An 18,644-nucleotide genomic window follows, 5' to 3' on the forward strand; every position below is an offset into this window, starting at 1 on the left:
ACACGGAGAAGGATCAAGCCATGCTGCATCAGAATAGCGTATTCCACGGACTTCTAAAGCACGTTCCATGGCATCGGTTCGACAGGCTTGTGGAGGAGCATGGAGCCGATGCGCGGGTGCGCCGGTTGTCGACCAAGAGCCAGTTGGTGGCGCTGCTTTATGGTCAGCTTTCGGGGGCGGCGAGCTTGCGCGAGATCGTGGCAGGACTTTCGAGCCATGCTGTGCGGCTCTACCATGTGGGCGCGGCACCGGTTCAACGATCGACCTTCTCGGATGCGAACGCACAGCGGCCTGCCGCCGTGTTCACCGAACTGTTGGCGATAATGATGAAGCAGGCGCATCGCGGGCTGCGTCGCAAGCTTGCCGAGACGACCTACCTGATCGATGCCACGAGCGTGCGCTTGAACGAACACAGCGCCGGCTGGGCGCGGTTCTCGGCGGGGGTCTGCGGTGCCAAAGTGCACGTAATTTACGACGCCGACGCGGATCGCCCAATCTATGCCGCGGTCACTCCGGCCAACGTCAACGACATCACCATGGCCCAGCAAATGCCGATCGAGCCGGGCGCCACTTATGTCTTCGATCTCGGTTATTACGACTATGCCTGGTGGGCCGCGCTCGATGCCGCCGGCTGCCGGATCGTCAGCCGCTTCAAATCCAACACGCCGCTCGACGTGGTGGAGGAACTGCCCGTCATCCCGGACGGCAACATCCTCTCCGACCGCATCGGCTTCCTTCCCGCACGCCAGGCCAAGAGCCGCTGCAATCCAATGCAGGATGCGGTACGCGAGGTCCGCATCATGACCGATACCGGAAAGATGCTGCGTATCTTGTCGAATGATCTCGATGCCAGCGCACAAGAGATCGCTGATCTCTATCGTCGACGCTGGGCCATCGAGTTGTTCTTCCGCTGGATCAAGCAGACCCTCAAGATCACTCGCTTCGTCGGCACATCCGAGAATGCCATACGCATCCAGATTGCGGTCGCGCTCATCGCCTTCCTGCTGCTGCGCCTGGCCCAGGCTGCACAGAAAGCCGTTCCAAGCCCAACCGTCTTCAGCAGGCTGGTTCGGGCCAACCTCATGCACCGCCGATCGATCGACAAGCTGCTCGAACCATCGCCAATCGTCCAAGATCAGCGGCAGATGAGCCTAAGTCTATGCTAAAACTAAACCGGACAGCCGTGGGCTTGTCCCGGGCATCCACGTCTTGGCCTCCGCACGAAAAGACGTGGATGGCCGGGACAAGCCCGGCCATGACGATGCTGGAACTTAAGCGTTCGTGACCTCGGCGCCTACGCTTGCTCGTCGAGCTACGGCGGGCAGGGTCGGCTCATCCACGCGACGCGCGGCGTGATCGTCATGCGAAAAGCGTCGGGTCAATCCCCAGACCACGGCGGCCGTGGCTGCCGTCGCGATCAGATGTTTCAACGTGTGTCCGGTGACGAAGCCGAAAACGGTCGCGATCTCGTGGTCGAGCACCTCGGCGGCCTTGGCTAGGATGTACAGCGCCATCGCGGCGGCGAAGGCGATGCGATCGGTGCGCGGGGCGCGATAGATCGCATGCCATAGCGGGATGAGGATGAGCGGGAGCCCCTGCAACAGGAGATACGGTCGCAAGTCACCCGCGCCGTTCCTTTCGGTGATGGCCCACCATGCGACGCTGGCGACGGCGTAGAGCCCGAGCACGATCACCTCGATTCCGCTCTTCGATCCGCCTTGGGTGTCGCCGCGGACGCCGACGAGCAGGCCGGCGCAAACCAGCGCGATCGGCAGCCTGTCCCAGATCAGGCGGATATTGTCGGGGGCGAGATGATAGAACGCGGACCCGAAAGCGGTCAGGAACAGTCCGATCAGGAACAGCCTGTAGCCGGGCCATCCGGCGCGCAACTGCTCGCTGGCGCGTCGGGGCCGCAATGTCAGCCAGCCCCAGATCGCGACCAGCGCGAACCCCGCGTTGGAAAACACATCGGCTGCGTGGGGAATGCCGAAGGCGGCTGAATGGTCGGCGAAGTCGTGGTAATGCGCCGGCTGCGCAATGCGTCCGTGCAGCGCCAGGATCACGATCATGCCGACGGTGATGATCGTCGGAACGTGCTTGATCCATGGGGCCATGGGGTGGCTCGGGCGGATCGCGACGTCCAGGCCGGGGGCGGGCTGCATTAGGACTCTCCAGTTCTTGAGCGTTGCTCAAGTATTAGTAATCCGAAAATGAACAATGTTCAATAAGAATTTTCGATGGGCGTTTGGCTATCCGGGGTGGCCGGCCTTGTCGTCGATCCGGCCGGGGGCGACTTCCGCTCGTGCATCATGGGGAATGCGGTGACAGCGTGGTTAGTTTGAGGCCGCGTCTCGGCTCCGGTCAGCGTCGCGGTTGCCCGTAACCAGCGCAGACGCAAGCGGAGCGGTGATCCGCACAAGCTTCGCCGCCGGAGCAAGGTGCCCGAAGACGTGATGTGAAATTTTACTGTCTCGCTCATCGTGGTGACGGGATCGTACAAGGGGACGGTTTTCCGACGACGGCCTTCCTTGCACACGCGTCCATCAGCTTGATCATTGCCTTGGCCGATGGCGGACCATCGTCAGAATTTTGAGGCGCTCATCCTTCATCGATATCGCGAGTGATTTGCTCGCGCGCAGTCGCCGAGATCGCGCGGAACGAAAAACGTTGCACAATCGAAGGGTGTATGCCTAATGGAGTGCGTGGGGCGAGGAAACAACAACAAGGCAAATTGCCGACCGTTGTTGTTTGCCGTCGATTTGGGAATTGGGCACTTTCAATATCGAGACGGGGCATATGGGGTGGAAGATCGGGGCGCTGCCCCTTGTGGTTGCCGGATTTTTGCTGGCCAGTTGCGCGAGTCCACGCGGCATCGATGAAGCGCCGGTTCAGATCCCGGCATTGAAGGCGGGTTTAGGTCGTGTCTACTTCACCCGGCCGTCCGAATTGACGGGGGCGGCCATTCAGCCCGAGATTCGGATGAACAACGAAGTCGTTGGCAGATCTGTGCCCGGCGGGTTCTCTTATGTCGACCGCCCCCCGGGGAGATACGCCGTGACAACGGCAACCGAGGTCGAAAATGCGGTTACGTTCCAGTTGGCCGCGGGCGAGACGAAGTACATCAAGACAAGAGTGACGCCCGGCATCCTCGTCGGCCATGTCACGCCGACGCTCGAATTCCCCGAGCAGGGGCAATCCGACGTCAGCCGCCTCAGGTACGTCGGCCCCTGATTCCGATCCCTCCCGCGGGACTGGAGCTGGTAACGGTCCGGGCGGGTGCATCGCTGGCAGCGCGTAGCCCGCATGAGCGAAGCGACATGCGGGACGGCAGCAATAGTCGACAGAACAGCCCGCATATCGCGGTGCTCATGCGAGCTAGTTGCTCGTGCATCATGGCTTGCGGTTTCCCCCAAGCCTGCCAGCACGGCTCTATCGCTTCGGTCGCCGTTGGTAGACCCCTGAAAACGACACGTTGGCGCCGCCGCAATGGAGATTGTCGCCGACGACCAGGTGCTTGCCGACGAGCTGCATCGTGACCTGGCAGTCGAGTTCGTCCGTCCCGTCGCCGAACTTCATTTTATCGGCAGAAGGTTTTGCGTCGTAATCGAGCTCGCCGGTATGGGTGCGGCTGCCCGAACCCCATGTGGCCTCGCCCTTGATGGCGAGCCCGCCTGCCTCTTTCGATTTCGAGATGCGAATGAGATTGTCGTAAGCGCGCCATTCGCCGAGCCAATCCCGCATCTCCGGTGGTCGCATCTCCTCCTGCCACGCAAGCCGGTCGGTCTCGATCCAGCCGACCGTTTCGGTGCCCTTGCGAGGTTGAAACCAGCTACATGCGAACTTGCCCAGCGTCCGCGAAACAATGACTTCATCGTTGGGAATGACATAGGTTTTCAGACGACAGGCCGCATCGTCCGGGCATCGCTCGTTGGCATCGCCATGGAAATAGATCCTGTCGCCGGCCGCGCCCTTGATCTTCGCCAGCCTGTAGTTCGTGCTCTCGCGTGGAAAATATCCGTTCCGGCACACGTTGTCGGGATTGCCCTTGAGCTGGGCGGACGCGGGCGAGGTCTGGAGAAGACTCCATGCGAGCAGTCCGAACGAAGCCTGGACAAGGCGTCTCATTGGGGTTTCACCTTCGGTTTGGCATCAGCCAAATCACTTGAATAGCGCGAAATAAATCACGTAGAGCCAGCCCAAAATGCCGTGGATGATCGCCCACAGGATCGAATGGTTGTTGGTATAGGAGATTGCGATCGCGAGTGCCGAGCCGAAGCCCACGCCGTATTTCGCGCCCTCGACGCGAACCCCGTAATATCGATTTCCGTTCATGCCGGTCCTTCCGATGCGTGCATTTCAATCGATTGTCGGTTGATCTTGAGAACTACGAGTATATCCGGGGACGATGTTAGAGTTGCCCCGGAGATTGCTGCGCTCGTCCTGGCCACGCGCTAACGCCACATGCCGCGCATGCGCTCACGAATATCCATTTGCACGGCTTGATTTGGCGTCACGCGGGCCGCCGGGGCCGTCGCCGGCCATACCTGCCGATCGAACAGTTTTACCAGATGATCCGGTATGAAGCGCGTCCGCGACGCATAGACGTGGCGGTCGCCGCGCGCCTGCTGGCCGTGGACGAAGAAGCGCTGCGGCACGATCAGATGCAGATCGTCCTTGGCGCGCGTCATCGCGACGTAGAGAAGGCGTCGCTCTTCTTCGAGTTCGGCCGTCGTGCCGGCGCCGAGATCGGACGGCATGCAGCCGTCGACAACGTTCAAGGCGTAGACCGACTTCCATTCCTGTCCCTTTGCAGAGTGGATGGTGGACAAGATCAGATAGTCCTCGTCGCGCAGCGGCGGGCCGGAGCGATCGCTGGTCGCATCAGGCGGATCGAGCGTGAGCTCGGTCAGAAAGCGCTCGCGGGAAGGATAGCCGGAGGCGATCTGCTCGAGCTGCAGGAGGTCGGCCTGCCGCACCTCGGCATCCTCATGGATGCGTTCCAGATGCGGGGTGTACCAGAGCCTGATGCGTTCGACGTCAACGGGCCATTCCGAATAGCGCAGATTGGTAAGCGTTTCGACAAAGGCGGTCCAATCCTGGCCGGCGCGGGGAGGCGTCGGAAGCGCCGCGAGCGCGGTGATCGGATCGGCCGTTACAGTGGTTTGATCGAGAATGCGCTGAGCCGACGCCGGGCCGATGCCGGGCAGCAAATGCAGCACGCGGAATCCCGCAACCCGGTCCCGGGGGTTCTCGACGAATTTGAGCAGCGCAAGCACGTCCTTGACGTGGGCGGCGTCCAGAAACTTCAGGCCGCCGAACTTGACGAAGGGAATATTGCGCCGCGTCAGCTCGACTTCCAGCGGGCCGCTGTGCGAGGACGTCCGGAACAGAACGGCCTGCTCCTTGAGCCGCGATCCTTGCTCGCGGTTCGACAGCACCTGCTCGACGATGTAGCGCGCCTGGTCGGCCTCGTCGCGAACCGTGACCAGGCGCGGCAGCTGCGCCGAATGGCGCTCGGTCCAGAGATTCTTGGTGAACCGTTCCCGGGCAAGTCCGATCACGCCATTGGCGGCCGCCAGAACCGGCTGGGTGGAGCGATAGTTGCGGTCGAGCGTGACGATCTCCGCCCTGGGGCTGAAATGGTCAGGAAAATCCAGAATGTTTCTGACGGTGGCCGCGCGAAACGAATAGATCGATTGGGCATCGTCTCCCACCACCGTAAGGCCGCGTCCATCCGGCTTGAGCGCCAGCAGTATCGACGCCTGAAGCTTGTTGGTGTCCTGATACTCGTCGACCATGACATGATCGAACCGGTCGCCGATCTCCTGCGCGATGGCAGGCTCGGAGACCATCTGTGACCACCACAGCAACAGATCGTCATAGTCGAGGACGTTCTGCTTCTGCTTGGCCTCGACGTAAGCAGCGAATAATTGCTTGAGCTCATCAGCCCATCCCGAACACCAGGGATAATGCTGTCCGAGCACCGCCTCGATCGGCATTTGCGCGTTCACGCAACGGGAATAGATCGCAAGACAGGTGCCCTTGGTGGGAAACCTGCTCTCGGTCTTTGAAAATCCGAGCTCGTGCCGCACCAGATTGAGCAGATCAGCCGAATCCTCGCGATCATGGATCGTGAACGCCGGATCGAAGCCGATGCTTTCAGCGTATTCGCGCAGCAGCCGCGCCCCGATGCCATGAAAGGTTCCGGCCCAGGTCAGCGCCTCCGTCATGATGCCGGCCTTGTCGCCGAGCACGCGGCGCGCGATGCGTTCGACCCGCTGCGTCATCTCCGCGGCGGCACGGCGCGAAAACGTCATCAGCAGCATGCGACGCGGGTCGGCACCCCTGATGATGAGGTGCGCCACACGATGCGCGAGCGTATTGGTCTTTCCGGATCCTGCGCCGGCGATAACAAGCAGCGGCGCGCCTATGGTTCCATCCGGGCCGACGCCGTGCTCGACGGCGCGGCGCTGCTCCGGATTGAGGCTTTCCAGATATTGATCGGTCGTTTCAGCCAGCACGAATCACCCCATGTCATCGGAGGATCGGCGGATTCGCTGACGGTCGCAATGAGGGGGGTCCGAACAAGCTAAGCCCCTAACCGACGTGGTTCGAGCCGGTTTTTCGTTGCGACGAAGTTCTTTACGGCGGCGGGCGAGTCCTGAGGCGACGTCAGGAAGCAGGCGGCTTGCGGCGGCGCGCCCGTCAGCCCTGCATGGGCGTGGGTTGAACAGGGGTGTGGGCCAAGTTAAGCGTCCGCCATGAACCAGCCGATCGGCGGCGGCGATGCTCCAGCCCAGAAACCTGACACCAAACCGGCCCTGCTTGGGGTCGCGTGCGGCGCTGGTGCGGCGCTGTGCTGGGCGCTCGGTTTTGTCGCGACCCGGCACGGGTTGAAGGTCGGGTTCACGCCGCCGGACTTGCTGATGCATCGCTTCGTGTGGTCGGGGCTGGTGTTCCTTCCGCTCGTGCTGCGCGCCGGCATTGGCAATCTGGGCGGGATCGGCTGGGGCCGCGGACTGGTGCTGATGGTGCTTGGTGGTCCCGTGATGTCGCTCATCAGCTATACCGGCTTCCTGTTTGTGCCACTGGGCCATGGCAGCGTCATCCAGCCTTCCAGCGCGACACTCGGCGGCCTGCTGCTGGCCGCGTTCTTCCTGCGCGAGCGAGTTCCGCCCTCGCGCGTGCTGGGGGCGGTCGTCATCGTGGGCGGGCTTGCGGTGATCGGCGCCGAGTCGATCGGCCATATCGGCGCCGACGGCGTGCTGGGCGACTTGCTGTTCGTGATGACCGGATCGATGTTCGCCGTGTTCGGCACGCTGCTGCGCCATTGGCGCGTCTCCGCGTTCTCGGCCGCCACCGTCATCAGCGTGCTGTCGCTAGCGCTGCTGCCGCTCTATGCGGCCTACGGCGGCCTCAATCGCGTGGCGGCGCTCGGCCTTGGCGAAAACGCGCTGCAGGCGCTGGCACAGGGCATCCTGGCCGGCCCCGCCGCGCTGTATCTGTTCGCATTCTCGATCCAGACCATCGGCGTCGCCCGCGCCGCGGTGATCCCCGCGACCGTGCCGGCGCTGACGATACTCGCCGGCTGGCTCCTGCTCGGCGAGCCCCCGACCGCGCTGCAGGCGGCGGGACTGGTCACGGTGCTGTTCGGATTCTATCTGGGGCAAAGGCAGCGGTGAGGGGTTCGATCACGGTGACAGTGCTGGACTGCACTTCGACGTCGGCAGATTAAGTGCACTGACTTAGGGGGTTACACCTTGGCGGATCGAGTGACCCACGCTTTGCATTGCAAACGCCAGTGACGCCAAGTTTTTGTTGCGGCGGATCGCATCAAGGATAAATGCCTGCGCGTATCTTTCCAGTTCAGGCGAAAGTGCGATGCGGCGACCTGCATGCACTAGGTCACCTCGCAGTTTTTCCAAGGCTTGTATTTTTTCCAATGCAAATTTTTGTAACTCAGAGTCTCTTCGATAGAGCTGCCTAACGTAATTTTGCAGGTTCTTTCCCATGAGAATTTCGAAAGCAGTGACGTAAGAAACAATTTTGGCAGCATCGTCGTGTGAGGAGAATGCTGCGCCAGCAAACCAAAGTGCGGCATGAGTCCTATCATCCCGCGCATCAAATACCTCTGGATCAGCAGCCGCTAACTTTAAAGGTGTCCAGTCTACAGATGACTGGCTAACAACGCCCAACGTTCCGCTGATGAATTTTTTGCGATTTGTGCAGAAATAGGAAGAAAAAAGAGAGCGACCCTGCAAAATATGACCTGACAGGATCGAGACGAGGCCGAGAGCGTCAAACGTCTCAGCGAGGGCCGGTCGCTCGCGATCGTGATCGGTCTGACGACACGCCAATATCAACAGCGTTTGATGGGTGAAGCTGTATTTGTGTGGGCTAATGTGGATCGAGCCAGCCGTTGCAATGTCAGAAAAAGACAGCGTAGGAACCGGAATTGAGAAATTCAATGTGTCATCGACCCTTAAGAACGTAATTATACGGTCAAAGGGGAGTTCGATCTTGCGAGGAAGATGGGTTTCTAGAAAATCGTGCGTGAAATCTACTGTGCCGCGCCACGAGTAAGCTCTTACCTGAAAGAGACCATTGTCGTTCTCAGCACCTTCCGATTTTGGAAAGGCGGCGAGTGCGTCGGCTAACATGACTTCGAATGCCGATGGTTCTCCCTCAAGCCAAAACCAAAACCGGTCACCGACCTTAGGCTGCTGCGTTTTCTTTTGTTGGGGGTTGTCGCCGTTGGGTTCGGCCATGCGGTTGATGCCCCTGCTGTGTTCGTTCTGGGAATACCGAAGGAGCGGCAAATCGGTCAAACTAATCTGCGCCTTAGGACCGGCTATTCACAGGCTCTCAAAAGGACATTATGGGGACACTGCCGAGTTGCGGCGGCGTCTTACGAAGGGGGCTTACTAAGCACTTACTAACGGCTCGCCGCGGTTGTAAGCATCGCTTGCGGCACTTCGGCTAACTCAGGAAACACTATAATTAAGGGGGTTTTGGTGAGCGCGGAGGGAGTCGAACCCTCGACCCCATGATTTAAAGTCACAGGGACGAGGGTCATCTTCAAATAACAGCCAGCTCTCAACTACACCCCGTCGTGCTTCCACACGTATCGCACTTCATGCACGTGCCATTCCGCACCAGCGTAAAGTTGCCGCACTCACTGCACATCTCGCCTTCATACCCCTTGGCTTTCGCTTCCGCCCGGCGTTCGGCCTTGCTCGGCGCGACCGCCACCGCAGCGCTGCCGGCCTTGCTCCACTTCATCGCGTCCAGCCGTTCCGTGGGCGACAGGTCGTGGCTGGTTTCCTGCTTCAGTGCCACCGCGCCTTCTTGGGCGTCGGAGGCGCGGGCGCTGGCGCCGTGGCCGGCGATCGCGGTGACGTTGTGGGAGCCGCGGGCATCCACATCGCCGCCGCGCATGACGACGAGGTTATCCGTGCGCGAGCGGGTCAGGCCCTTGGACAGATATTTGGTGGCCTGGTGGCCGTCACCCGGCTCCTTGCCTTCCTCGACGCCTTTGCCCATCGCGTCGAAATTCGACTCGCTGGGATCGACATGGGCGAGATCGAAGCGCGACATGTAGCTGACCGCGAGTTCGCGGAAGACATAGTCGAGGATCGAGGTCGCGTACTTGATGCTGTCGTTGCCTTGCACGGGGCCCGCCGGCTCGAAGCGGGTGAAGGTGAAGGCGTCGACATATTCCTCCAGCGGCACGCCGTATTGCAGGCCGAGCGAGACGGCGATCGCGAAGTTGTTGATGAAGGAGCGGAGTGCCGCGCCTTCCTTGTGCATGTCGATGAAGATCTCGCCGAGACGGCCGTCGTCATACTCGCCGGTGCGCAGATAGACCTTGTGGCCGCCGACAACAGCCTTCTGGGTGTAACCCTTGCGGCGATCCGGCATCTTCTCGCGCTCGCGCATCACGACGATGCGCTCGACGAGCTTCTCGACGATCTTTTCCGAGACCTGGGCGGCGCGCGCCGCCATCGGCTTCTCGTAGAGCGCCTCCACCGCATCGTCCTCGTCGTCATCATCCGAGATGAGCTGCGAGTTCAAGGGCTGGGAAAGCTTCGAGCCGTCGCGGTAGAGCGCGTTGGCCTTCAGCGCGAGCTTCCAGGAGAGCAGGTAGGCCGACTTGCAGTCCTCGACGGTGGCGTCGTTCGGCATGTTGATGGTTTTCGAGATCGCGCCCGAGATGAACGGCTGCGACGCCGCCATCATGCGGATGTGGCTCTCGACCGAGAGATAACGCTTGCCGATCTTGCCGCAGGGATTGGCGCAGTCGAACACCGGATAGTGCTCGGCCTTCAGGTGCGGCGCACCTTCCACGGTCATCGCGCCGCAGATGTGCACGTTGGCCGCCTCGATCTCGCGCTTGGTGAAGCCGAGCGCTGCGAGCAGATCGAAGCCGGGGGCGGCAATGGCTTCCGGCGCGAGGTTCAACGTATCGCGCAGGAAATCTTCGCCAAAGGTCCACTTGTTGAAGGCGAACTTGATGTCGAACGCGGTCGGCAGCGCCTTTTCCACCTTGGCCAGCGCTTCGTCGGTGAAGCCTTTTGCCTTCAACGTGGAGGCGTTGATGCCGGGGGCGTTGGAGAGCGAGCCGTGGCCGACGGCGTAGGCCTCGATTTCCGCGATATCGCTTTCGCGGTAGCCGAGCGCGCGCAGCGCCTCGGGGACGGCCTGGTTGATGATCTTCCAGTAGCCGCCGCCGGCGAGCTTCTTGAACTTCACCAGTGCGAAGTCCGGCTCGATGCCGGTGGTGTCGCAATCCATCACGAGGCCGATGGTGCCGGTCGGCGCCACGACTGTCGTCTGCGCGTTGCGGAAGCCGCTGGTCTCGCCGAGGGCGAGGGCATCGTCCCATGCCCTGGTCGCATGCGCGATGATGTCTCCTTGCGGGCACGAGGCGTGGTCGAGCGGCACCGGGTTGACGGCGAGCGCTTCATAACCCGAGGCGTTGCCGTGGGCGGCGCGGCGGTGGTTGCGGATCACGCGCAGCATGTGCTGGGCGTTCTTCTTGTAGCCGGGGAAGGTGCCGAGCTCGGCCGCCATCTCGGCCGAGGTCTTGTAGGCGATGCCGGTCATCACGGCGGTCAGCGCGCCGCAGAGCGAGCGGCCTTCCTTTGAGTCGTAGGGCAGGCCCATGGTCATCAGCAGGCCGCCGATGTTGGCGAAGCCGAGGCCCAGCGTGCGGAACTCATAGGAGAGTTCGGCGATCGCCTTCGACGGGAATTGCGCCATCATCACGGAGATTTCGAGCACGATGGTCCAGAGCCGGCACAGGTGCTCGTAGGCCTCGACGTCGAACCGCTTGGTCGTGGTCGAATAGAAGGTGATGAGGTTGGCGGAGGCGAGGTTGCACGCCGTGTCGTCCAGGAACATGTATTCCGAGCACGGGTTCGACGCGCGGATCTCGCCCGACGCCTTGCAGGTGTGCCAGTCGTTCATGGTGGTGTTGAAGTGCAGGCCGGGATCGGCCGAGGCCCAGGCGGCGTGGCCGATCTTTTCCCAGAGCTCGCGGGCCTTGAGAGTCTTGGTGATCTTCTTGTTGGTGCGGCCGATCAGATTCCAGTCGCCATCGGTTTCGACGGCGCGGAGGAAATCGTCCTTCAGCGAGACCGAGTTGTTGGAGTTCTGGCCGGATACCGTGAGATAGGCCTCCGAATCCCAATCGGTGTCGTAGATCGGGAAGTCGATGTCCTTGTAGCCTTGCTTGGCGAACTGGATCACCCGCTTGATGTAGTTGTCGGGCACCAGCGCGCGGCGCGCGAGCTTGATCTCGCGGCGGAGCGCTGGGTTCTTTTCGGGGTCGAAGCAGTCGTCGCCACTGCCTTCGCAGTTGACGCAGGCCTTCAGCACGGCCTTGAGGTGCTTCTGGTTGATCTTGGAGCCGGTGACGAGGGCGGCAACCTTCTGCTCCTCCTTCACCTTCCAGTCGATATAGGTCTCGATATCCGGATGGTCGGCGTCGACCACGACCATCTTGGCCGCGCGGCGCGTGGTGCCGCCGCTCTTGATGGCGCCGGCTGCGCGGTCGCCGATCTTGAGGAAGCTCATCAGGCCGGACGAGCGGCCGCCACCGGACAGGCGCTCGCCTTCGCCGCGCAGGCGGGAGAAGTTGGAGCCGGTGCCGGAGCCGTATTTGAACAGGCGCGCCTCACGCACCCAGAGGTCCATGATGCCGCCCTCGTTGACGAGGTCGTCACCCACGCCCTGGATGAAGCAGGCGTGCGGCTGCGGATGCTCGTAAGCCGATTTCGACTTGGTCAGCTTGCCCGTGAACGGGTCGACGTAGTGATGGCCCTGGCCGGGGCCGTCGATGCCGTAGGCCCAGTGCAGCCCGGTGTTGAACCACTGCGGTGAGTTCGGCGCGACCATCTGTTTGGCGAGCTGGTAGCGCAGCTCGTCGTAGAACGCCTGCGCGTCTTCATCGCTGGAGAAATAGCCGCCCTTCCAGCCCCAATAGGTCCAGCAGCCGGCGAGGCGATCGAACACCTGCTTTGCGCTGATTTCGCCGACATAGCGCTCGCTTTCGGGGAGCAGGGCCAGCGCCTCGTTGTCCGGCACCGAGCGCCACAGGAACGAGGGCACGCTCTCTTCCTCGACCTTCTTCAGGCACGCGGCGACGCCGGCTTTGCGAAAATACTTCTGCGCCAGCACGTCGGAAGCGACCTGCGACCAGAACTGGGGCACCTCGACATTTTCGAGTCGGAACACGATCGAACCGTCGGGGTTGCGGATCTCCGATGTCGTCAGCCTGAAATCAATCCCTGCATAGGGTGACTGGCCGGAAGTGGTGTTGCGCCGCTCGATTCGCATTTTAGTGCCCCGTATCTCTTGCCCGGTCCGCTTTCGTAGCGGTTGCCGGATTGTTTTCAGTGAGCGAACTTCGGCACCAAGGTTGAAGACAACCTTGGGCCTGAGATCCGCATGCTCTACCGGTGAACCCGGCCCTGTTCTGCTTTAGCCACCCCAAGGGCTCGTCCCGCTCTTTGGCGAGGCCAGCCCCATCCTTACGCTTTGAGCCTGATCGGTTCGGAGCGCCGCCTACCCCAGGTCGGCCTTCCCCGATCATGCTCGAACTCAACGCCGCAACTCGTCGCCGGAGCCATTCGGCTCGTTTTTTCGGCCCCGGATCACCCCCGAATTTTGGGCAGACAAGCCCTCGATCCGTGCCTCAACCGGCTGACGGAGTGCTCGTTCGGAACCCATTTGGGAGCGATCGGCGGGACCCAGAACTTAACTCGCGCCGTCCAGTACCAAGGCTAGGACAAACCCGTGACACCCGTCAAGGAGTAGTACGAGTTCCTGAATCAAATACTAAATATGGTGGAAAGATCGGGAAAACAGGGTCGGTGCCGCGCCTGTGATAGGGCCAAGTATCAGTGAGTCCTCAGGGATTCCCAACCAAAAAATTTGTTCTTCCCCGTGTGGAAATCGCCTTCGTCCCGCTGTTCACAGGGCAGGTATTTATTCGCCGTTCGGGGTTGCGCTGGCGAGACTCACGTAAGGCTACGGGCAGGGGAGGTCTGGCATGTCCGCGCATCCGTGGTCGGACGCCCGGATAAGCGGCAAGGTGAAGGCCGATTCCATCCCCTGCCGGGCTCCATGACAGAATCAAAACCGACCAGCACGCCCTCGCGGATCGCGCCCGCAGGCCTGATGTTCCTCGCCATCACCTCGGTGGGCTGGGGGTTCAACTGGCCCGTCACAAAGTATCTGTTGAGCGAATTGCCGCCGCTGACCTTGCGCGGTTCCACCGGCGTCATCGGCGCGGCGCTGCTGGCCGTGCTGGCGCTCGCACGTTCGCAGAGCCTAAGGGTCGAGCGGCATTTGTGGCTGCGGCTGATGCTCTTGTCGCTGCTTAACGTCACGGGGTGGATGGTCCTGATGGGGCTGGCGCTGCTCTGGCTGCCGGCGAGCGAGACGGCGCTGATCGCCTACACCATGCCGGTCTGGGCCTCGCTGCTGGCGTGGCCGGTGCTCGGCGAGCGGCCGACGGTGCTGCGCACGGTCGCGCTGGTGATGGCGTTCGCAGGGCTCTCCGCCATCATGGGCGGCAACGGCATTACGGCCACCGCGGAAAAACTGCCGGGCATCGTGATGGCGCTCGCCGGCGCGTTCGGCTTTGCGCTCGGCACGGTGCTGGCGAAGAAGCTGCCGGTGCCGCTGCCGCCGATCCCGGCCGCGGCCTGGCAGATCGGGCTCGGCTGCTTGCCGATCGTTGTCATCGGCCTCGCGGTCGAGACCACTGATATCGAGAAGGTGACGCCGCTCGGCTGGTGGCTGCTGGTCTATTCGACCGTGATCCAGTTCTGCATCGCCTATGTGAGCTGGTTCGCCGCGCTCGCCCGCCTGCCGGCCTCGGTGGCCGCGATCGGCACCATGGCAGTGCCGGTGATCGGCGTCGTGGCGTCCGCGATCGCGCTCGGCGAGCCGCTCGGGCTGATCCAGATCGTGGCGCTGGTGTTTACGCTTGCCGGCGTCGTGCTGGCGACGCGGTCGTAGGCGCCAAAAAGCAAGGTCTGTCGGTATCGTCATGCCCGGGCTCGTCCCACGGCTGTCCGGTTTAGTTTTAGCATAGACTTAGGCTCATCTGCCGCTGATCTTGGACGATTGGCGATGGTTCGAGCAGCTTGTCGATCGATCGGCGGTGCATGAGGTTGGCCCGGACCAGCCTGCTGAAGACGGTTGGGCTTGGAACGGCTTTCTGTGCAGCCTGGGCCAGGCGCAGCAGCAGGAAGGCGATGAGCGCGACCGCAATCTGGATGCGTATGGCATTCTCGGATGTGCCGACGAAGCGAGTGATCTTGAGGGTCTGCTTGATCCAGCGGAAGAACAACTCGATGGCCCAGCGTCGACGATAGAGATCAGCGATCTCTTGTGCGCTGGCATCGAGATCATTCGACAAGATACGCAGCATCTTTCCGGTATCGGTCATGATGCGGACCTCGCGTACCGCATCCTGCATTGGATTGCAGCGGCTCTTGGCCTGGCGTGCGGGAAGGAAGCCGATGCGGTCGGAGAGGATGTTGCCGTCCGGGATGACGGGCAGTTCCTCCACCACGTCGAGCGGCGTGTTGGATTTGAAGCGGCTGACGATCCGGCAGCCGGCGGCATCGAGCGCGGCCCACCAGGCATAGTCGTAATAACCGAGATCGAAGACATAAGTGGCGCCCGGCTCGATCGGCATTTGCTGGGCCATGGTGATGTCGTTGACGTTGGCCGGAGTGACCGCGGCATAGATTGGGCGATCCGCGTCGGCGTCGTAAATTACGTGCACTTTGGCACCGCAGACCCCCGCCGAGAACCGCGCCCAGCCGGCGCTGTGTTCGTTCAAGCGCACGCTCGTGGCATCGATCAGGTAGGTCGTCTCGGCAAGCTTGCGACGCAGCCCGCGATGCGCCTGCTTCATCATTATCGCCAACAGTTCGGTGAACACGGCGGCAGGCCGCTGCGCGTTCGCATCCGAGAAGGTCGATCGTTGAACCGGTGCCGCGCCCACATGGTAGAGCCGCACAGCATGGCTCGAAAGTCCTGCCACGATCTCGCGCAAGCTCGCCGCCCCCGAAAGCTGACCATAAAGCAGCGCCACCAACTGGCTCTTGGTCGACAACCGGCGCACCCGCGCATCGGCTCCATGCTCCTCCACAAGCCTGTCGAACCGATGCCATGGAACGTGCTTTAGAAGTCCGTGGAATACGCTATTCTGATGCAGCATGGCTTGATCTTTCTCCGTGTCCCAAAACGTCGCCAAACGCTTGGAGCACAGAAGAATCAACGCCATGCGCCTTGTCTACAAAAATTAAACCGGACAGCCGTGGGCTCGTCCCGGGCATCCACGTCTTTGCTTAGCAGCCGGAAGTGAAGACGTGGATGGCCGGGACAAGCCCGGCCATGACGGAAGGGGAAGCCAGCGCCCTTCCTATCCGATTGTAATGGCTGCCGGTTTGCAGTAGGCATCGGGGCGGAAAGTTCTGGCATAATGGGTGCCAGGCCGGACGGCCTGGCTTTATCCGTGAAAGAGAGAGTATGGCGCGCAACATTTTGATCCTGGGGGCTTCCTACGGCTCCTTGCTGGCGACGAAGCTGTTGATGGCCGGTCACAACGTGACCCTGGTCTGCCGGAAGAAGACGGCCGAGCTCATCAACCGCGACGGTACCGAGGTTCGCATCAAGCTGCGCGACGAGGCGGTGCATCGCGCGATCTTCTCGCGCAATCTTCCCGGCAAGCTGGACGCGACCACGCCCGCCGAGGTCAACCTTTCACGCTACGACCTGGTCGGCCTTGCGATGCAGGAGCCGCAATACACCAACCACACGATCCGGGTGCTGATGGTCAAGATCGCCGCGGCGAAGCTGCCTTGCCTGTCGATCATGAACATGCCGCCGCTGCCGTATCTGAAGCGCATTCCGGCGCTGGCGGATATGGACCTGGAGGAGGCCTATACCAACGCGCAGGTGTGGGAACGCTTCGAGCCCGGGCTGGTGTCGCTGTGCTCGCCCGATCCGCAGGCCTTCCGTCCGCCGGAAGAGGCGGCAAACGTGCTGCATGTCGGCCTGCCCACCAACTTCAAGGCCGCCGCCTTTGCCGACGAGCAGCACAACAAGTTGTTGCGCGAGCTGGAAGCCGACATCGATGCGGTGACGCTCGACGGCCACGACGTTCCGGTGAAGCTCAAGGTGTTCTCTTCGCTGTTCGTGCCGCTCGCCAAATGGTCGATGCTCCTGACCGGCAACTACCGCTGCATCACGCCGACCGAGCCGCAGGCGATCCGCGACGCCGTGCATGGCGATCTGAAACTGTCGCAGTCGATCTACGACCATGTCGACGGCATCGCCCGCCGGCTCGGCGCCGACCCCGCCGATCAGGTGCCGTTCGCGAAATATGCCAAGGCGGCCGAGAGCCTGCTCAAGCCGTCATCGGCAGCGCGTGCGGTCGCCGCGGGCGCGCCGTTCATCGAGCGCGTCGACCTGCTCGTGAAGCTGATCTCGCATCAGCTCGGCGCCCCCAGCGCCGAGATCGACCGCACGGTCGAGATCGTCGATCAGAAGCTGAACGAGAAGATCGTCGCGGGCGGCTCGGGCGCGCAGTGAGGCGCGCGTAGGCGCGGTTCAAAATGGCGTGCCACGACTAAACATGGGCACCGAGCATTGAAGGCCTGGCCGTGAGGCTCGTCTTGACCATATCTCAAAAATGAGATATGGTCGCTCGTGGCTTGGCGGGTAGAAATCCTGAACGAATCGGTCGCTGCGGAAATCGCTTCCCTTCCGAGTGACATGCAGGCGCGGTTTCTGCGACTAGCAGAACGCATCAGCTTAGCTGGGCTAGAAAGCCTGAGCGAGCCGCACGTCAAACATCTCGAAGGGAAGCTATGGGAGTTGCGGCTGACAGGTCGTGACGGAATTGCTCGCGCGCTTTATGTCACGGCGATCGGCCGAAGGGTGGTCATAGTTCGCGCATTTGCAAAGAAAACTCAAAAGACCCCACGCTCGGAGATCGAGCTCGCGCTGCAGCGAGCAAAGGAGGTCAGATGACAATTCCGTTTGAAAAGATCAAAGCTCGTCTCTTGACCAATCCGAAGGTGAAGGCGGAGTACGAGGCGCTCGCTCCAGAGTTCGAAATTGCCGCCGAGTTGCTCAGGGCTCGCCTGCGCGCGGGTCTCTCGCAAGCCGAACTGGCTGCCCGGATGAGGACCAGCCAATCCACGATCGCACGACTTGAAAGCGGTCAAACGTTACCGAGCACGAAGACACTGCTGCGCTATGCTGAAGCAACCGGTAGTAAGTTTCACGTGCGGCTGTCGGCGGCTTGACGCGTCATTTGTCTGCGGGACGGATTGGACAATATCCAAAATGACAAAACGTACTGCCACATATCAGATCATCGCATGGAAGCGAAGAAGAGGTCGATCGAGGGTCGGCGCTGAACTCCTAGGGCGCGTCGATGACCTAGCAGGGGCGTGGAACGCGCACGAAAGACGGGCGGAAGACTTCACCGATTTCGTACCCATGAGACTTTCCACGATCATGGAAGTCTACGTTCGTGAAACGGTCCGGCAAGCTATCGACTCCGACTTAAAATATGCAGATCGAACGGAGCCGCTAGCGAAGCATTTCAAGCTTGATTTCTCTCTTCTCAAGAGCTTGACCCCAACTGTACGGGGGCCCATGGGGACAATCAGCGCGGCTCTCGCGGACGGCTCATCCCCCTAGCCGACAAGCTGCTTCTCCAGTTCGGGAATAAGCAGTCTAAGCTTCCCGTGACTGATAATCGGCGACGCGGCGATCTGGGCAAGCCGCTGTTCGACGTGGGGCCACTGATTGGTCTCGCGCGGATCGGTGTCGTTCTTGGCGAGGTTGCAGGGGTAGCAGGACAGCACGCGGTTGCTCCGGCCGTTCTGACCTCCCTTTGAGAGCGGGATGAAATGGTCGATGCTGGCCTTCACCTTGCCGCCCGTCTTTTGCCGGGAGAGTACAACATCGCAGTAGGCGCAGCGTCCGCCCCAATCGAAATAGCAGCGCTTGTAGATCACGTCGGCCATCAGCCTTGGCTCTTCCCGCGAATCATTTCGTCCAGCGTCTCATCCTTTTCATATATCAAGCCGGTGTCGAAAACGACG

At 61.6% G+C, this 18,644-nt stretch carries 15 protein-coding genes; 7 read left to right on the forward strand and 8 right to left on the reverse strand.

The genetic code is table 11. The annotated features are described in order from the left end of the window. Positions 1 to 20 precede the first annotated feature (20 nt). The gene (locus LMTR21_RS19260) at positions 21 to 1,166 is read left to right on the forward strand and encodes an IS4 family transposase (protein ID WP_148635931.1); all 1,146 of its coding nucleotides are present in this window, start codon (positions 21 to 23) and stop codon (positions 1,164 to 1,166) included. Between the two features lie 105 nt (positions 1,167 to 1,271). Here the strand turns inward: LMTR21_RS19260 and LMTR21_RS19265 are convergent, their stop codons facing one another. Beyond that, a complete protein-coding gene (locus tag LMTR21_RS19265) occupies positions 1,272 to 2,162 on the reverse strand; it encodes a hypothetical protein (protein ID WP_141688668.1) in 891 nt (296 codons plus the stop codon). Between the two features lie 604 nt (positions 2,163 to 2,766). Between LMTR21_RS19265 and LMTR21_RS19270 the strand changes: the two genes are divergently transcribed. Then, positions 2,767 to 3,231 (forward strand): DUF2846 domain-containing protein, encoded by a 465-nt coding sequence (locus LMTR21_RS19270; protein WP_246175670.1) that lies wholly within the window; start codon positions 2,767 to 2,769, stop codon positions 3,229 to 3,231. A gap of 198 nt (positions 3,232 to 3,429) precedes the next feature. On the opposite strand, the gene LMTR21_RS19275 is transcribed toward LMTR21_RS19270, so the two are convergent. The 3 genes from LMTR21_RS19275 to LMTR21_RS19280 form a co-directional block, all read right to left on the reverse strand. Beyond that, positions 3,430 to 4,125: a hypothetical protein gene (locus LMTR21_RS19275; RefSeq protein WP_065756757.1), complete on the reverse strand. Its 696-nt coding sequence runs from the start codon at positions 4,123 to 4,125 to the stop codon at positions 3,430 to 3,432. A 33-nt stretch (positions 4,126 to 4,158) separates the two neighbouring features. Continuing rightward, positions 4,159 to 4,332, reverse strand: coding sequence for a hypothetical protein (locus tag LMTR21_RS40105; RefSeq protein ID WP_187399379.1), 174 nt, complete (start codon positions 4,330 to 4,332; stop codon positions 4,159 to 4,161). Between the two features lie 119 nt (positions 4,333 to 4,451). After that, positions 4,452 to 6,521 carry an ATP-dependent helicase gene (locus tag LMTR21_RS19280; protein ID WP_187399380.1) on the reverse strand — a complete coding sequence of 690 codons (2,070 nt, stop codon included), beginning with the start codon at positions 6,519 to 6,521 and terminating at the stop codon, positions 4,452 to 4,454. A gap of 240 nt (positions 6,522 to 6,761) precedes the next feature. Here LMTR21_RS19280 and LMTR21_RS19285 point away from each other — a divergent pair, with 240 nt between their 5' ends. Then, a complete protein-coding gene (locus LMTR21_RS19285) occupies positions 6,762 to 7,682 on the forward strand; it encodes a DMT family transporter (RefSeq protein WP_065756756.1) in 921 nt (306 codons plus the stop codon). A gap of 63 nt (positions 7,683 to 7,745) precedes the next feature. On the opposite strand, the gene LMTR21_RS19290 is transcribed toward LMTR21_RS19285, so the two are convergent. Next, a complete protein-coding gene (locus tag LMTR21_RS19290) occupies positions 7,746 to 8,768 on the reverse strand; it encodes a hypothetical protein (protein ID WP_141688667.1) in 1,023 nt (340 codons plus the stop codon). A gap of 328 nt (positions 8,769 to 9,096) precedes the next feature. After that, the gene (locus LMTR21_RS19295; protein WP_065756754.1) at positions 9,097 to 12,840 is read right to left on the reverse strand and encodes a vitamin B12-dependent ribonucleotide reductase; all 3,744 of its coding nucleotides are present in this window, start codon (positions 12,838 to 12,840) and stop codon (positions 9,097 to 9,099) included. A 789-nt stretch (positions 12,841 to 13,629) separates the two neighbouring features. Here LMTR21_RS19295 and LMTR21_RS19300 point away from each other — a divergent pair. Further along, the gene (locus LMTR21_RS19300; protein WP_065756753.1) at positions 13,630 to 14,529 is read left to right on the forward strand and encodes a DMT family transporter; all 900 of its coding nucleotides are present in this window, start codon (positions 13,630 to 13,632) and stop codon (positions 14,527 to 14,529) included. Between the two features lie 67 nt (positions 14,530 to 14,596). Here the strand turns inward: LMTR21_RS19300 and LMTR21_RS19305 are convergent, their stop codons facing one another. Further along, complete coding sequence (locus tag LMTR21_RS19305) at positions 14,597 to 15,742, reverse strand: IS4 family transposase (RefSeq protein ID WP_148635931.1); 1,146 nt, start codon at positions 15,740 to 15,742, stop codon at positions 14,597 to 14,599. A gap of 311 nt (positions 15,743 to 16,053) precedes the next feature. On the opposite strand from LMTR21_RS19305, the gene LMTR21_RS19310 reads away from it, so the two are divergent. The 3 genes from LMTR21_RS19310 to LMTR21_RS19320 all read left to right on the forward strand — a co-directional run bounded on the left by LMTR21_RS19310 (position 16,054) and on the right by LMTR21_RS19320 (position 17,837). Further along, positions 16,054 to 17,118, forward strand: coding sequence for a ketopantoate reductase family protein (locus LMTR21_RS19310; RefSeq protein WP_065753990.1), 1,065 nt, complete (start codon positions 16,054 to 16,056; stop codon positions 17,116 to 17,118). Positions 17,119 to 17,301: 183 nt separating this feature from the next. Next, positions 17,302 to 17,559, forward strand: a complete 258-nt coding sequence (locus tag LMTR21_RS19315; RefSeq protein WP_347339182.1) for a type II toxin-antitoxin system RelE/ParE family toxin — start codon at positions 17,302 to 17,304, stop codon at positions 17,557 to 17,559. Then, entirely contained in the window at positions 17,556 to 17,837 is a 282-nt protein-coding gene (locus tag LMTR21_RS19320; RefSeq protein ID WP_065753988.1) for a helix-turn-helix domain-containing protein, read from the forward strand. Before LMTR21_RS19315 ends, LMTR21_RS19320 begins: the two co-directional genes overlap by 4 nt. Positions 17,838 to 18,233: 396 nt before the next feature. Here the strand turns inward: LMTR21_RS19320 and LMTR21_RS19325 are convergent, their stop codons facing one another. Beyond that, positions 18,234 to 18,566, reverse strand: a complete 333-nt coding sequence (locus tag LMTR21_RS19325; protein ID WP_065753986.1) for an HNH endonuclease — start codon at positions 18,564 to 18,566, stop codon at positions 18,234 to 18,236. Between the last annotated feature and the right edge of the window lie 78 nt (positions 18,567 to 18,644).

Source organism: Bradyrhizobium paxllaeri, assembly GCF_001693515.2.
GTDB lineage: Bacteria > Pseudomonadota > Alphaproteobacteria > Rhizobiales > Xanthobacteraceae > Bradyrhizobium > Bradyrhizobium paxllaeri.

Excerpts from the sequence above, each read along its gene's own strand:
- LMTR21_RS40105 (WP_187399379.1), bottom strand. The coding sequence starts at position 4,332 with ATGAACGGAAATCGATATTACGGGGTTCGCGTCGAGGGCGCGAAATAC.
- LMTR21_RS19275 (WP_065756757.1), bottom strand. The coding sequence starts at position 4,125 with ATGAGACGCCTTGTCCAGGCTTCGTTCGGACTGCTCGCATGGAGTCTT.
- LMTR21_RS19320 (WP_065753988.1), top strand. The coding sequence starts at position 17,556 with ATGACAATTCCGTTTGAAAAGATCAAAGCTCGTCTCTTGACCAATCCG.
- LMTR21_RS19305 (WP_148635931.1), bottom strand. The coding sequence starts at position 15,742 with ATGCTGCATCAGAATAGCGTATTCCACGGACTTCTAAAGCACGTTCCA.
- LMTR21_RS19260 (WP_148635931.1), top strand. The coding sequence starts at position 21 with ATGCTGCATCAGAATAGCGTATTCCACGGACTTCTAAAGCACGTTCCA.
- LMTR21_RS19265 (WP_141688668.1), bottom strand. The coding sequence starts at position 2,162 with ATGCAGCCCGCCCCCGGCCTGGACGTCGCGATCCGCCCGAGCCACCCC.
- LMTR21_RS19290 (WP_141688667.1), bottom strand. The coding sequence starts at position 8,768 with ATGGCCGAACCCAACGGCGACAACCCCCAACAAAAGAAAACGCAGCAG.
- LMTR21_RS19295 (WP_065756754.1), bottom strand. The coding sequence starts at position 12,840 with ATGCGAATCGAGCGGCGCAACACCACTTCCGGCCAGTCACCCTATGCA.
- LMTR21_RS19310 (WP_065753990.1), top strand. The coding sequence starts at position 16,054 with ATGGCGCGCAACATTTTGATCCTGGGGGCTTCCTACGGCTCCTTGCTG.
- LMTR21_RS19325 (WP_065753986.1), bottom strand. The coding sequence starts at position 18,566 with ATGGCCGACGTGATCTACAAGCGCTGCTATTTCGATTGGGGCGGACGC.
- LMTR21_RS19285 (WP_065756756.1), top strand. The coding sequence starts at position 6,762 with ATGAACCAGCCGATCGGCGGCGGCGATGCTCCAGCCCAGAAACCTGAC.
- LMTR21_RS19315 (WP_347339182.1), top strand. The coding sequence starts at position 17,302 with ATGCAGGCGCGGTTTCTGCGACTAGCAGAACGCATCAGCTTAGCTGGG.
- LMTR21_RS19300 (WP_065756753.1), top strand. The coding sequence starts at position 13,630 with ATGACAGAATCAAAACCGACCAGCACGCCCTCGCGGATCGCGCCCGCA.